This is a genomic window from Serratia sp. JUb9 (genome assembly GCF_014298095.1).
Taxonomy (GTDB): Bacteria; Pseudomonadota; Gammaproteobacteria; order Enterobacterales; family Enterobacteriaceae; genus Serratia_B; species Serratia_B rhizosphaerae.
Genome location: NZ_CP060416.1, coordinates 4,238,241 through 4,252,133 on the forward strand (window position 1 = coordinate 4,238,241; position 13,893 = coordinate 4,252,133).

12 protein-coding genes are annotated in these 13,893 nt (G+C 57.4%); 2 read left to right on the forward strand and 10 right to left on the reverse strand.

Annotated features, from left to right (window positions below; all coding sequences use genetic code 11):
• Positions 1 to 8 precede the first annotated feature (8 nt).
• From carA to HF675_RS20035, 4 genes are all read right to left on the reverse strand, one after another.
• On the reverse strand, positions 9 to 1,157 hold the full coding sequence (carA, locus tag HF675_RS20020; RefSeq protein WP_370569822.1) for a glutamine-hydrolyzing carbamoyl-phosphate synthase small subunit: 1,149 nt from the start codon (positions 1,155 to 1,157) through the stop codon (positions 9 to 11).
• Between the two features lie 469 nt (positions 1,158 to 1,626).
• Entirely contained in the window at positions 1,627 to 2,448 is an 822-nt protein-coding gene (gene dapB, locus HF675_RS20025) for a 4-hydroxy-tetrahydrodipicolinate reductase (RefSeq protein ID WP_105229722.1), read from the reverse strand.
• Between the two features lie 153 nt (positions 2,449 to 2,601).
• Positions 2,602 to 3,864, reverse strand: a complete 1,263-nt coding sequence (locus tag HF675_RS20030) for an MFS transporter (RefSeq protein ID WP_105229721.1) — start codon at positions 3,862 to 3,864, stop codon at positions 2,602 to 2,604.
• Positions 3,865 to 3,940: 76 nt separating this feature from the next.
• Positions 3,941 to 5,248: an alpha-glucosidase/alpha-galactosidase gene (locus tag HF675_RS20035; RefSeq protein ID WP_105229720.1), complete on the reverse strand. Its 1,308-nt coding sequence runs from the start codon at positions 5,246 to 5,248 to the stop codon at positions 3,941 to 3,943.
• 222 nt (positions 5,249 to 5,470) lie between these two features.
• On the opposite strand from HF675_RS20035, the gene HF675_RS20040 reads away from it, so the two are divergent.
• Entirely contained in the window at positions 5,471 to 6,367 is an 897-nt protein-coding gene (locus HF675_RS20040) for an AraC family transcriptional regulator (RefSeq protein WP_187043646.1), read from the forward strand.
• Between the two features lie 48 nt (positions 6,368 to 6,415).
• On the opposite strand, the gene ispH is transcribed toward HF675_RS20040, so the two are convergent.
• The 5 genes from ispH to ribF are packed head-to-tail and all read right to left on the reverse strand — an operon-like array spanning position 6,416 to position 12,123.
• Positions 6,416 to 7,369, reverse strand: a complete 954-nt coding sequence (gene ispH / locus HF675_RS20045) for a 4-hydroxy-3-methylbut-2-enyl diphosphate reductase (protein WP_105229718.1) — start codon at positions 7,367 to 7,369, stop codon at positions 6,416 to 6,418.
• Positions 7,350 to 7,820 carry an FKBP-type peptidyl-prolyl cis-trans isomerase gene (gene fkpB, locus HF675_RS20050; protein ID WP_105229717.1) on the reverse strand — a complete coding sequence of 157 codons (471 nt, stop codon included), beginning with the start codon at positions 7,818 to 7,820 and terminating at the stop codon, positions 7,350 to 7,352. The genes ispH and fkpB overlap by 20 nt, the downstream gene beginning before the upstream one ends.
• Position 7,821: 1 nt before the next feature.
• Complete coding sequence (gene lspA / locus HF675_RS20055) at positions 7,822 to 8,328, reverse strand: signal peptidase II (RefSeq protein WP_054305905.1); 507 nt, start codon at positions 8,326 to 8,328, stop codon at positions 7,822 to 7,824.
• On the reverse strand, positions 8,328 to 11,144 hold the full coding sequence (ileS, locus tag HF675_RS20060; RefSeq protein ID WP_105229716.1) for an isoleucine--tRNA ligase: 2,817 nt from the start codon (positions 11,142 to 11,144) through the stop codon (positions 8,328 to 8,330). Before ileS ends, lspA begins: the two co-directional genes overlap by 1 nt.
• A gap of 40 nt (positions 11,145 to 11,184) precedes the next feature.
• On the reverse strand, positions 11,185 to 12,123 hold the full coding sequence (gene ribF / locus HF675_RS20065; protein ID WP_105229715.1) for a bifunctional riboflavin kinase/FAD synthetase: 939 nt from the start codon (positions 12,121 to 12,123) through the stop codon (positions 11,185 to 11,187).
• A gap of 393 nt (positions 12,124 to 12,516) precedes the next feature.
• Between ribF and rpsT the strand changes: the two genes are divergently transcribed.
• Positions 12,517 to 12,780, forward strand: a complete 264-nt coding sequence (gene rpsT, locus HF675_RS20070; protein WP_015670851.1) for a 30S ribosomal protein S20 — start codon at positions 12,517 to 12,519, stop codon at positions 12,778 to 12,780.
• Positions 12,781 to 12,845: 65 nt separating this feature from the next.
• On the opposite strand, the gene nhaR is transcribed toward rpsT, so the two are convergent.
• Positions 12,846 to 13,742: a transcriptional activator NhaR gene (gene nhaR / locus HF675_RS20075; protein WP_105229714.1), complete on the reverse strand. Its 897-nt coding sequence runs from the start codon at positions 13,740 to 13,742 to the stop codon at positions 12,846 to 12,848.
• Between the last annotated feature and the right edge of the window lie 151 nt (positions 13,743 to 13,893).

Sequence of the window (13,893 nt, forward strand, 5' to 3'; positions counted from 1 at the left end):
GCTCCTGATTATTTAGCGTTGGAACGGTGAGACTCAATCAGTTCGATAAAGTGATCGAACAGCGGCGCGGCATCGTGCGGGCCAGGGCTGGCTTCCGGGTGGCCCTGGAAGCTGAACGCCGCTTTGTCGGTGCGGTGAATGCCCTGCACCGTGTGGTCGAACAGCGACTTGTGCGTCACGCGCAGGTTGGCCGGCAGGTTGTTCTCATCCACCGCAAAACCGTGGTTCTGCGCGGTGATCATCACCGTATTGCTGTCCAGATCCTTCACCGGATGGTTGCCGCCGTGGTGGCCGAGCTTCATTTTCACCGTCTGCGCGCCGCTGGCCAGCGCCAGCAGTTGGTGGCCCAGGCAGATGCCGAACAGCGGGATGTCGGTGGTCAGGAACTGCTGAATGGCGGCGATCGCGTAGTCGCACGGCTCCGGGTCACCCGGGCCGTTGGACAGGAAGATGCCGTCCGGATTCATTTTCAGCACTTCATCCGCCGGGGTCTGCGCCGGCACCACCGTCAGGCGGCAGCCGCGATCGACCAGCATGCGCAGGATGTTGCGCTTCGCGCCGAAATCATAGGCCACCACGTGGAACGGCAGCTCGGATTCCGCTTTGGCTTCCGGCAGCTCGCCGGCCAGCGTCCAGCTGCCCTGACGCCAGCCGTAGGCTTCCTGCGTCGTCACTTCTTTTGCCAGGTCCATGCCTTTCAGGCCCGGGAAGGCTTTGGCCTTCTCCAGCGCCAGCGCGGCATCCGGCGCGTCGCCGGCGATGATGCAGCCGTTCTGCGCGCCTTTCTCACGCAGCAGACGCGTCAGCTTGCGGGTATCGATATCGGCAATCGCCACAATATTGTTGCGCTTGAGGTAGTCGGACAGGTTTTCTTCACTGCGGTAGTTGCTGGCAATCAGCGGAAGGTCGCGAATGACCAGGCCTTGAGCGTGAATAGCGGAGGATTCTGCGTCGGAAGCATTGGTGCCGACATTGCCGATATGAGGATAAGTAAGAGTAACGATCTGGCGGGAATAGGAAGGATCAGTGAGGATTTCTTGATAACCGGTCATCGACGTATTGAAGACCACTTCCCCCACTGCCGTACCCTCTGCCCCAATGGCCCGACCGTGGAATTGGGTTCCGTCTTCCAGAACCAATAGCGCTGACTTAATCAAAACACCCTCCGAGGAATAATAAATCACAATATTTGCATATTAATTCAGATATCGCGATCTAAATCAATGCAAAAACCGCCCTCAAGGCTAATTTTTGGCAAATTGGGCGCATTTTAATGATGGGCACCCCGTTTGTCTACTTAAAGCGCCATTTTTTCACTTATTTTTACTGACTACGCGGTTTAATAGGCTTCACAGCCACAAAAATACAGCTAAACCCGAGCGAGTAAACGGTTGCCAGATAGGATGTGGTAAAACGGGCGATTTAATACGCTAAAAACAGGCTTTAATCGTTTAACAGTGAAGAAAATGGATGTTTTAAAGGAACAAACTTACAAAAATAGAAATGATGGTGCAAAAATACAACCAACACCATATTTATCATGTTAAAAAAAAGGACAATAAAAATATTGTCCCAGTATCATAGCCATACGATCAATATAACCACATCACACGGATATAAAAACCATTACAACTGGTCTAATCCCAGCACATCTCGCATATCAAACAGCCCATTATCACGCTCAGACAGCCAAACTGCCGCGCGAACGGCGCCATTGGCAAAGGTCATCCGACTGGAGGCCTTATGGGTGATCTCAACCCGCTCGCCGATATCGGCAAACATCGCGGTATGTTCACCGACGATATCGCCGGCACGAATGGTGGCGAAGCCAATACTCTGCGGATCGCGCTCGCCGGTGTGGCCTTCGCGCGCATAGACGGCGCACTGCTTCAGGTCGCGCCCCAGCGCATCGGCAATCGCTTCGCCCATCGCCAGCGCGGTGCCGGACGGCGCATCCACCTTGTGGCGGTGGTGAGCTTCAACAATTTCAATATCGGTATAGTCGCCCATCACTTTGGCGGCTTTTTCCAGCAGCTTCAGCACCACGTTGACCCCGACGCTGAAGTTGGCGGCGAACACAATACCGATCTGCTGCGCAGCGGCGTTAATGGCCGCCTTGCCGGCATCGTCAAAACCGGTGGTGCCAATCACCATCGCCTTATGGTGGGAAACGCAAAACGCCAGATGCGCCAACGTGCCTTCCGGACGGGTAAAGTCGATCAGCACATCAAAGTCATCCGCCACCTTGGCCAGATCGTCGTTAACGATAACGCCAAGCGCGCCGACGCCGGCCAGTTCGCCCGCATCCGCCCCGACTAACGAGGAGCCGGCGCGTTCCAGCGCCGCCCCGAGCACCACGCCCTGCGCCTGCTGCACCGCCTGAATCAATTGACGCCCCATACGGCCGCCGGCGCCCACAACCGCCATGCGGATCTGTGAATCAGTCATACTTCGCTCTCTTATCAATGAAATGCCTATCCCAGGCTATCGGATCAGGTTAACCGCCCCGCCGGTTCATCGCCAGAGGATTTCCATCATGATAAGAAATTTATGATATCGCCGGGGGGTTATCAGTAACGCTATATCCCCACGGCTACATAATCATGCAGTTTGCGACGGTGCCACCAGAGGTTTACCCGCCCGCGCCGTTAGCGGGCTGCCGCTCAGGGTGAAGGCGGCAATCACGGTAAACAGCAGCGCAATGCAGCCGAGCATCAGGTAGGCGGTTTTAAAGCCGTACGCCACATACATCATCCCCGCCGCATAGGACATACCGATGGCGGAAAACTGTTTGAAAAAGCAGAAGCCGAACAGGTAGATCGACGCGGACAGCTTCACGTCAAACTGGGTGGTGATGTATTTGAAAATGCCCACCAGCAGGAACGGCACTTCAAACATATGCAGCGTCTTGAGCACGATCACCGCCGTCACCGAATCGGCAAACGAAGAGCCGATAATGCGCAGCGACATGATTGCCCCGGCGATCAACAGCGCATTCTTGCCGCCGATACGGTTAATGATCAGCGGTGCAAAAAACATAATGAAGGCATTGAGGAATTCGCCCAGCGTGGTGACATAGCCAAATGCCTGCGTACCACTGTGGCGGTCGCGGAAGAAAGAGGTGAAGAAGTTGGCGAACTGCTGATCGAACACGTCATACACGCAGGCGACGCCGACGATATACATCACCAGGAACCAGAACTTGCGCATCCGCAGCAGCCGCAACGCTGAACGCAGGCTGACCGGGTTCTTGTTCAGCGCCAACCCTTCCGCCACCGCGACCGTGCCGCTTTTTTCCGGCCGAAACAGGCACAGCAGCAGCGCCAGAATCAGCGTGCAGCCGGAAGCCAGCCACAGCGAAAACTGATTATTAATGGTGAAGGTGTAGCCGACGATTGAGGCGCAAATCGCCCAGCCGATACAGCCGAACAGCCGCACCCGCCCGTATTCAAACTGGCTGCGCCGGCTGACCTTTTCCACATAGGCTTCGATCGCCGGCGAGCCGCCGCTGGCCACCAGCCCTAGATAGAGGCCGCACAGCAGCGCGCCGACGATAAAATGGCTCTGCAGCAGCGGCGAGATCACGTAGATAAACAGCGGCGCCAAAAACATCAGCAGTACGATGATCAACCACAACAGATGTTTCTTCAGGCCGAAGCGGTCGGTAATAAAGCCGAACACCGGCTGGCACACCAGCGCAAAGAACGCCATAAAGGAGAACACAATGCCGGTCTGTCGCTGATCGAGCTGGTTGACGTCATGCAGCCAGAGCGGGAAAAAAGGCAGGATAGAACCCAAAATAAAAAAGTAGAAGAAGCAAAAGCCGCTGAATATCCAGAAATTCTTGTTTTTTAGATAAAACATAGCTCGCCATCCCTTTGTACCCGGGCGTGACGCGCGCGCCCGGGATGTTATTGGTGGAAGTGATGCTCGGGATAAATTAGTGGTAGGCCGGCAGCCAGTTTCCGTGCGCCTCGATCAGGGCGTCGCACAGCTGGCGGATATCGTCGATCGACAGTTCCGCCGAGGTATGCGGATCGAGCAGCGCAGCATGGTAGATCGCCTCGCGTTTGTGAGTCACCGCCGCCTCAATGGTCAGCAGCTGTGTATTGATGTTGGTACGGTTGAGCGCCGCCAGCTGCTCCGGCAGGTTCCCCACGTAGCACGGCGTAATGCCCTGACCGTCTACCAGACAAGGCACCTCGACGCAGGCTTCGTTCGGCAGGTTGGTGATAAGGCCCGTGTTGAGCACGTTGCCGCCGATTTTGTACGGACGGTCGGTCTCCATGGCTTCGATAATGTAAGAGGCGTATTCGTGCGTACGCGTATGGGTAAGATGCGCGTCGTGGGTCAGTTCCTGCTTCTGCTGTTCCCACTGGGCAATCTGTTCAACACAACGGCGCGGATACTCATCCAGCGGAATATTGAACCGTTCGATCAGCTCCGGGTAGTTGCGCTTGATCCAGTACGGCATATATTCGGCGTTATGCTCCGAAGACTCGGTGACGTAATAGCCGAAGGTTTTCATGATTTCATGGCGCACCATATCGTCATGTTTGCCCTGCAGCGCCGCAGCGCGCCGTTTGATTTCCGGGTAGAGATCCTGCCCGTGACGACGGATATCCAGCAGCCAAGCCATATGGTTGATGCCGGCGATATGGAACTGCACGTCGTCGGTCGGCATATCGACGCTTTTCAGCAATGTGTCGGCGCACACCTGCACGCTGTGGCACAGGCCGACGGTTTTCACGCCGGTATGGCGCAGCATGGCGCCGGTCAGCGAGGCCATCGGGTTGGTGTAGTTCAGCAGCCAGGCGTCCGGGCACACCTCTTCCATATCGCGGGCGAAAGAGAACAGTACCGGAATGGTGCGCAGCGCGCGGAAAATGCCGCCAATCCCCAGCGTATCAGCGATGGTCTGCCGCAGGCCGAATTTTTTCGCGATTTCAAAGTCGGTGATGGTGCACGGATCGTAGCCGCCAACCTGAATGGCGTTCACCACATAGTTAGCGCCCTGCAGCGCCGCGCGGCGGTTCTCCTCCCCCAGATACGGGGTAATGATCGCCTTGCCGTCGTTGACGTTCTGATTGATATTATTCAGCATCGCCAGCGACTCGTTCAGACGGTTGCTGTCAATATCGTACAGCGCGATATCCACTTCCCGCAGCGCCGGCGTACACATAATGTCGCCCAACACATTCTTCGCGAAAATTGTGCTGCCTGCGCCCATAAACGTCACTTTGATCATACTGTTTCTCCACATGCCTGAACTGGGTTAACGATAGGTCTGTAGTGAAAGTAGTGGCTGCGCGCCGGACTGTATATGTAGAAATGTGACCTCATTATGGGTAAAAACGACGGTAAAAAAAAAGTGTGAGCTGGCTCCTACTCCACGCCTCCGCTGGCGTTGCAGATTCAGCTCGGCTGCTATCTTATGGCCAAACGGTGCGAAAAATGGCGGTAGGCAGCGATGCACAAGAGCTTTACCCTGACCAACACCTCCGGTATCGAACTGAACGTGTTTCAGTTCGGCCATGAGGATTGCGCGCCCGGCCATCGTTTCGGCCCGGCGGTGCGTCAGCATTACCTATTTCATTATGTGATATCCGGCAGCGGGACGCTGTACACCGACAGCGGCGAGTTTACGATTCGCCCCGGCGAAGGCTTTCTGATCTACCCCCACGATGTCACCACCTATTGCGCGGACCGGCAGGATCCCTGGCATTACATGTGGATTGAGGTCGACGGCCTGATGGCCGCAACCATTTTCCAACAGTGCCGTCTCAGCCGCCAGATGCCGGTCTGTCGGCCCCAGCACTACCGGCCGGAAGCCGAAGAACGGCGCTGTCTGGCGGAGATCGTCGCCCATGAGCAAAACGACGCCTGGCTGAAAATCATTGGCTTAAGCTACCAGTTCTTCGCTGCGCTGATCGCCAATGCACAGCGGGAACAGCCGGCCGCGCCGGCGGAAAAAACCCGCCACCTCAGCAAGGCGGTGAAATACCTGGAAAGCCGCTACCACGAACCGCTCTCTATCGGCCAGCTGGCGGCTTACTGCAACCTTAACCGCAGCTATCTGAGCCGTCTGTTTAAAGCGGAGTTTGGCCTGGGGCCGAAAGAGTATCTGCTGCAGGTGCGCATGAACGTCGCCGCCAGCCTGCTGCGTCACGGCAGCGCGGCGATTAAGGTAGTGGCGCTGTCGGTGGGGTATGACAATCAGCTGCACTTCTGCAAGGCGTTCCGCCAGTTTTACGGCGTCTCCCCCAGCGCCTGGCGCAGCGGTGAAGGCGACCTCACATCCAGCATTGAGCCACGCCTGATGGCAACGGCCAGTGTCGATACCGACATCGCGCAGCAGCGGCGCTGAAAAAAAACGGGGAGCCATGGCTCCCCGCTGTTACTGCATTTCTCTGTCTTAATCGACCTGCTTGATATCGACCCGCAGCTCTTTCGGCACTTCGAACACGATATTTTCTTCACGGCCGCTGATTTCCTGCACGTTCTTTCCGCCCAGGGCCTTCAGCCGGCCGATCACTTCCTGCACCAGCACGTCCGGCGCCGAGGCGCCGGCGGTTACGCCGATATTGCTGGCGTCCTTCAGCCACTGCTCCTGAATATCCATCGCTGAATCAATCAGGTAAGCCGGCTTACCGACGCGCTGCGCCAGCTCCGCCAGACGGTTGGAGTTAGAGGAGTTTTTCGACCCCACCACCAGCACCACGTCCGCATCGCCGGCCAGATTACGCACCGCTTCCTGACGGTTGGTGGTGGCGTAGCAAATATCGTCCTTACGCGGCCCGATGATTTTCGGGAAGCGCTGACGCAGAGCGTCGATCACGTCCGAGGTATCATCCACCGACAGCGTGGTCTGCGTCATAAAGCACAGGTTTTCTTCGTTCTTGACCTGTAGCTGCCACACATCGTCCGGCGATTCGACCAGATACATTCCCCCTTCCGGGTTGCTGTACTGGCCCATGGTGCCTTCCACTTCCGGGTGACCCGCGTGGCCGATCAGAATCGCTTCAACGCCTTTGCGGCTGGCGCGCGCCACTTCCATATGCACCTTGGTCACCAGCGGACAGGTGGCGTCAAACAGCATGGTCAGATCGCGCGCCTTGGCTTCGGCGCGCACCGCCTGAGAAACGCCGTGCGCCGAGAAGATCAGGATCGAACCGTCCGGCACTTCCGCAATCTCTTCGATAAACACCGCGCCGCGCGCGCGCAGGCTGTCGACCACATAGCGGTTATGCACCACTTCGTGACGCACGTAGATCGGCGCGCCGTAAATCTCAAGCGCACGTTCAACGATGCTGATTGCGCGATCGACTCCGGCACAGAAACCGCGCGGGTTAGCCAGCAGTATTTGCATGCGTCTCCTCCTGCTGCGGATCGATCTCCAGCACCTCAATGTCGAAGGTGATCGGGTGTCCCGCCAGTGGATGGTTAAAATCAACGGTGACCGACTCTTCAGCCACTTCGCGCACCACGCCCGGCATCTCTTTGCCGTCCATCGAGGTGAACAGCATGATGGTGCCGACTTCAGGCACGCCGGTTTCGGCAAAGTCACGACGCAGGAAGAACTGGATAAGATCCGGGTTGTTGGCGCCGAACGCGTCTTCCGGCTGCAGCGTAAAGGCGCACTTGTCGCCGGCAGCCAGGCCGAGCAGCTGCTGCTCCAGCGGCGCAGACAGGCTGCCGTCGCCAAGGCGGAACAGCGCCGGTTTGCCGTTGCCGCGGGTGGATTCCGCCGTTGAACCATCTTCCAGTTTCAGCGTGAAATGCACCAGCACTGCGCTGTTGGGTTGTACCTGGACCGTCATGTTACTCACCTTTACTCGTTGCACGCTTGCCGGAAGGCAAGAAGCCTTCCAGTACGATCATCGCCGCCCCCACGCAGATAAAGCTGTCTGCGAGATTGAAGGTCGGGTAATGCCAGTTGCCGACGTAGAAATCGATAAAGTCGACCACAAAGCCGTGCCACAGGCGGTCAAACAGGTTGCCCAGCGCGCCGCCGATAATAAACGCATAGGCAATGTTGTTCAGCTTTTGCTGCGCCTGGCTGCGGTACATCATCACCAGCAGCACCGCCACGATGGCGACGGCAATGCCGGCGAAGAACCAGCGCTGCCAGCCGCCGTGGTCGGCCAGGAAGCTGAACGCCGCGCCATAGTTACGCGCGTAGTACAGGTTGAAGAACGGCACCAACGGCTGGGACTGGCCCAGCGCGAAATGGCTCAGAATCCACTGCTTGCTGACAAAATCCAACGCCAGCACCACAACCACTAACCACAGCCAACGCAGGCCGGTCGAACAGATCGGTTTACTCATCAGGCAAATTTACGTTTTTCGCCGTCGCCGGCTACGTTGCTCACACAGCGGCCGCAAAGATCTGCGTGCTCCGCCACCTTGCCGATATCCGTGGTGTAATGCCAGCAGCGCGGACATTTTTCACCTTCAGCGCTTTCAAAGGCGATTTTCAGCCCCTTCAGCTGTTCGCTCTGCTGCGCATCCGCCGGCGCATCCGCCAGCGACGCGACGCGCGCGCCGGAGGTCAGCAGTACGAAACGCAGCTCATCCTGCAGGTTGTTTAGGTGTGCGGCCAGCGCATCGTCGGCGTACAGCGTGACGGACGCTTCCAGCGAACCGCCCAGACGTTTGTCGGCACGCGCCTGCTCCAGCACCTTGTTGACTTCGCCGCGCACTTTCAGCAGCTCGGCCCAGAACTCGTCGTTCATGCTTTCGCCTTCGGCCAGACGGAACAGGCCGTCGTACCACTCTTCGGTAAAGACGAACTGCGCGCGATCGCCCGGCAGGAAGCCCCAGATTTCATCAGCGGTGAACGACATGATCGGCGCCATCCAGCGCACCAGCGCTTCCGCAATGTGGAACAGCGCGGTCTGGCAGCTGCGGCGTGCGTTGCTGTCGCTCTTGGCGGTGTACTGGCGGTCTTTGATGATGTCCAGATAGAAGGAACCCATCTCAACCGAGCAGAACTGCATCAGACGCTGCACCACTTCGTGGAAGTCGTAGTTGGCGTAGGCGTGCTCAATGTCTTTTTGCGCCGCCATCGCGCGGCCGACCGCCCAGCGATCCAGCACCACCATGTCTTCCGGATCCAGACAGTCGGTGCTCGGGTCGAAACCGCTCAGGTTCGCCAGCAGGAAGCGTGCGGTGTTACGAATACGACGATAAGAGTCGGCGGCACGCTTGAGGATTTCATCAGACACCGCAATCTCGCCGGTGTAGTCGGTGGAAGCCACCCACAGGCGCAGAATATCGCCGCCCAGCTTGTTCATCACGTCCTGCGGACTGACGGTGTTGCCGATCGACTTGGACATCTTGCGGCCCTGACCGTCAACGGTGAAGCCATGGGTCAGCACCTCTTTGTACGGCGCCTTGCCCTTCATCGCGGTGGAGATCATCAACGATGACATAAACCAGCCGCGGTGTTGGTCGGAACCTTCCAGATACATATCCGCGCCGTGGCCCTGGAATTCAGGACGCACGTCAACCACTGACGCATGGGTCGAGCCGGAGTCGAACCAGACGTCCAGCGTGTCCGGCACTTTCATGTAGTTGTCGGCATCTGCGCCGAGGATGTCCGCCGGGTTCAGATCCCACCACGCCTGGATGCCGTCCTGCTCCACGCGCTTGGCGACCTCTTCCATCAGCTCAACGCTGCGCGGGTGCAGCTGCTCGGTCTCTTTATGCACGAACAGCGACATCGGTACGCCCCAGGTGCGCTGACGCGAAATACACCAGTCAGGACGGTTGGCGACCATGGTTTCGATACGCGCCTGGCCCCAGTCCGGGATCCACTTCACGCCTTTGATCTCTTCCAGCGACTGCTGACGCAGACCTTTCTGATCCATGCTGATAAACCACTGCGGCGTGGCGCGGAAGATGATCGGCGTTTTGTGACGCCAGCAGCACGGATAGCTGTGCTGCAGTTTTTCCACATGCAGCAGCGCGCCTTGCTCGCGCAGCATTTCCACGATCAGATCGTTGGCCTTGAAGACAAATTTGCCGTCCAGTTGCGGATGGGTGCCGGTCAGGTAGCAGCCGTTCGGGCCGACCGGGTTGGCGATCTCCAAACCGTATTTCTGGCTGATGACGAAGTCGTCCGGGCCGTGGCCGCCGGCGGTATGCACCGCGCCGGTACCTGCGTCCAACGTCACATGGTCGCCCATGATCGCCGGCACGTCGAAGCCCATAAACGGATGCTGGAAACGCAGCAGCTCCAGATCGGCGCCCTGGCAACTGCCCAGCACCGTCCAGTCGGTGATGCCGGCGCGTTTCATCACGCTGCTCACCAGATCTTCGGCCAGAATCAGGCTCTGGCCGTCAACCTGCACCAATTGGTAGGTGAATTCCGGGTTCAGCGAGATCGCCCGGTTGGCCGGCAGAGTCCACGGCGTGGTGGTCCAGATCACCAGCGAAATCGCGCCGCTGAAGTTGCTGACGCCGAACTTGGCCGCCACCGCCGCCGCATCGCTGGCGTGGAAGGCCACGTCGATCGACGGCGAGGTTTTGTCGTAATACTCGACTTCCGCTTCCGCCAGGGAAGAACCGCAGTCGGTACACCAGTGAACCGGCTTGGCGCCCTTCAGCAGGTGGCCGTTGTCGATGATTTTACCCAGCGCACGAATGATGTTGGCTTCGGTTTTAAAGTCCATCGTCAGGTACGGGCGATCCCAGTCGCCCAGCACGCCCAGGCGGATAAAGTCCTTCTTCTGGCCTTCAACCTGCTCTTTGGCGTATTCACGGCACTTCTGACGGAACTCGGCGGCGCTCAGCTTTTCGCCCGGCTTGCCGTACAGCTGCTCGACTTTCAGTTCGATCGGCAGACCGTGGCAGTCCCAGCCCGGCACATACGGCGAGTCGTAACCGGCCATCCCTTTCGACTTGATAATAATGTCTTTGAGAATCTTGTTAACCGAGTGACCAATGTGAATGTTGCCGTTCGCATACGGAGGGCCGTCATGCAGAATAAAGGTTTTTTTGCCCTTTTTGGCAGCACGAATAATCCCGTACAGATCCTGTTCATACCAACGTTGCAGCATGCCAGGTTCGCGCTTGGCGAGATCGCCGCGCATCGGGAACCCTGTTTCCGGCAGGTTCAGGGTGTTCTTATAGTCACTCATGAGATTCTCGTTTCCGTTTTCGGCTATTTAGGTAGAGCGATTAAACCAGTGTCTTTGGCCCGAAGAATTCCCGGGCGCTCACCACATCATTGGCGATTTGCTGCTTCAGCGCGTCGAGCGAAGCAAAACGCTGTTCATTGCGCAGTTTTGCGCGGAGCACCACGTCAATATGGCGCCCATAAAGATCCATTGTGACGTCCAGCAGATGGACTTCCAGCTGCTGGCGCACGCCGGCGACGGTCGGGCGCGTGCCGATATTGGCGACGCCCGGCAACGGTTGCGGGCCAAGGCCGTATACCTCGACGGCATACACGCCTTTCACCGGCGCAACCAGCCGCTTCAGCGGCAGATTGGCGGTCGGGAAGCCGATGGTGCGCCCCAGCTCATCGCCGTGCACCACGCGCCCGGAAATGCTGTAAGGATGGCCCAGCAGCGTTTCCGCCAGCGGCAGATCATCATCACGCAGCGCATTGCGGATTGCCGTGCTGCTGATGCGCTGCCCGCTTTCACGGAAGGTCGGGGTGCTGACCACCTCAAAACCGTATTCCGCACCGGCTTTCTGCAATAGCGGGAAATCGCCGAGGCGGTTGGCGCCAAAGCGAAAATCGTCCCCTACCATCAGGAACTTCACCCCCAGTTTTTGCACCAGCAGCTCGGCAACAAAGGACTGTGCGGTATTGGCGGCAAAACGCGGATCGAACTTGACGCACAGCAGGTAATCAACCCCGGCCTGCGCCAGATACTTCGCCTTGTCGCGCAAGCGCGTCAGGCGGGCCGGTGCCTTGTCCGCCGCAAACAGCTCCAGCGGCTGCGGCTCAAAAATCATGACGATCACCGGCAGCCCAAGGCGTTTGCCTTCTTGCTTTAGCTGCTCCAACAGCGCCTTGTGACCGCGATGCACGCCGTCAAAATTGCCGATGGTGAGCACGCAACCATGGTGGCGCGCCCGAATGTTGTGAATGCCGCGAATTAGCTCCATAGCTGGCTCAAAACAGTGGAAATCGGCGGATTATACCTTGTACAGCGGTTAAGGTTAACCCGCGATTGCTTCCTTGGATGTAATAGTCACACCATACCGAAGATCGTCGGCGGGAGAAACGCCTAAAGCGCAGTTTATCCGGCAATAGAGAAGCGCCCACAGCCGGGCACGCGTCGCCTTGTCGTCGCCATGGCGTAAAAGCGGGCGAATTTTATCGCGAAACACTGTATTCCCATGACCGAAGCTGGTAAAATCCTGCGCCATCACAACGTAGCGAGTGCCGACCGTACAAACGGCGCTTATTTGCACAAATCCATTGACAAACGAAGGCTAAAAGGGCATATTCCTCGGCCTTTGAATTGTCCTCAATAGAATATATTTGGGAGTTGGACCTTGGCTAATATCAAATCAGCTAAGAAACGCGCCGTACAGTCTGAGAAACGCCGCAAGCACAATGCTAGCCGTCGCTCAATGGTGCGTACCTTCATCAAGAAGGTATATGCCGCTATCGCAGCCGGCGACAAAACTGCAGCACAAAACGCATTCAACGAAATGCAACCACTTGTGGATCGCCAGGCTGCTAAAGGCCTGATCCACAAAAACAAAGCAGCGCGTCATAAGTCAAACCTGACTGCGCAAATCAACGCAATGCAGTAAGCATTACGTTGTCTGCTTGTTAAAAAAACCGGCTTTGGCCGGTTTTTTTACGTCTGCGTTCAGCCTCAGATGGAAAATAGCGCTGAAAAATCCTTGTTGCACACCCGCTGCACCGCCGGATGCTGAATCATACGTTCGGCAAAAATCACGTAGTATTCTTCCTGCACGTTATCGATACGGCCGATCTCCACCACGTCATCATCATTGTAGGTATCCTGCGCATACAACGTCGGGGCGACAAAAATGGCGTTGTGGTACATGCCGAACGCCTTCATCAGCGCCGCGTCGTCAAACTCCCCCAGCACTTCAACCTGAATGCCCTGGCTGTTGAACCAGTTAAGCAGTTTGCGGCCCAGCATCGAGCGCCGGCCAGGGATCAGCAGTTTACGTTGCTGCAGGCAGGCGGGAAACGGCAGCTCCGGCGCCGGCTGACGGCAGAAAAAACTGATGCCGCACTCACCCAGCTTCAGCGAAAACAGCCCTTCCTGCTGGCTGGAGTCCACCGGGCAGTCCGACAGGATCATATCCAGCTTATGCTGGCTGAGCTGCTCCAGCAGCATCTCATGCGTCGACTCGAAGCAGCGAAGATGAATTTGCTCGTTTTCCACCACCGCCGTTTCCAGCACCTGGCTGACCAGACGTTTGGACAATGCGTCCGCCACGCCGACGTCAAACAGCAGGTTGGACTCTTTGCGATAATTGACGATATCCAGCATTTCCTGGCTGAGCATAAACATCTTGTCGGCGTAGCGAAATACCAGTTGCCCCAGCTCGGACGGCACCAGACCGCGCCCCTGACGCTTGAACAGTTTGCCGTTCAAACGCTCTTCCAGCGCCTTGATCTGGCCGGTAATCGTCTGCGGGGTCAGGAACAGCGCTTCCGCCGCGCCCACTACCGAGCCTTCCTTGCAGACCTGCCAGAAGTAATACAGATGATTAAAGTTGATATGCGACATTCTCACGACGTTGTTCTCCTTACGCTTCGCTGCGGCAAACGGTCTGCCGTATTGAGCGACAAACTCCCTTTTCTTCCTGGCGACATATTTCCTACCTCTGATTCAAGGCCGGAGCCGCCATCACGATACACAGCTCCGACCACAATTGTAGCCCATC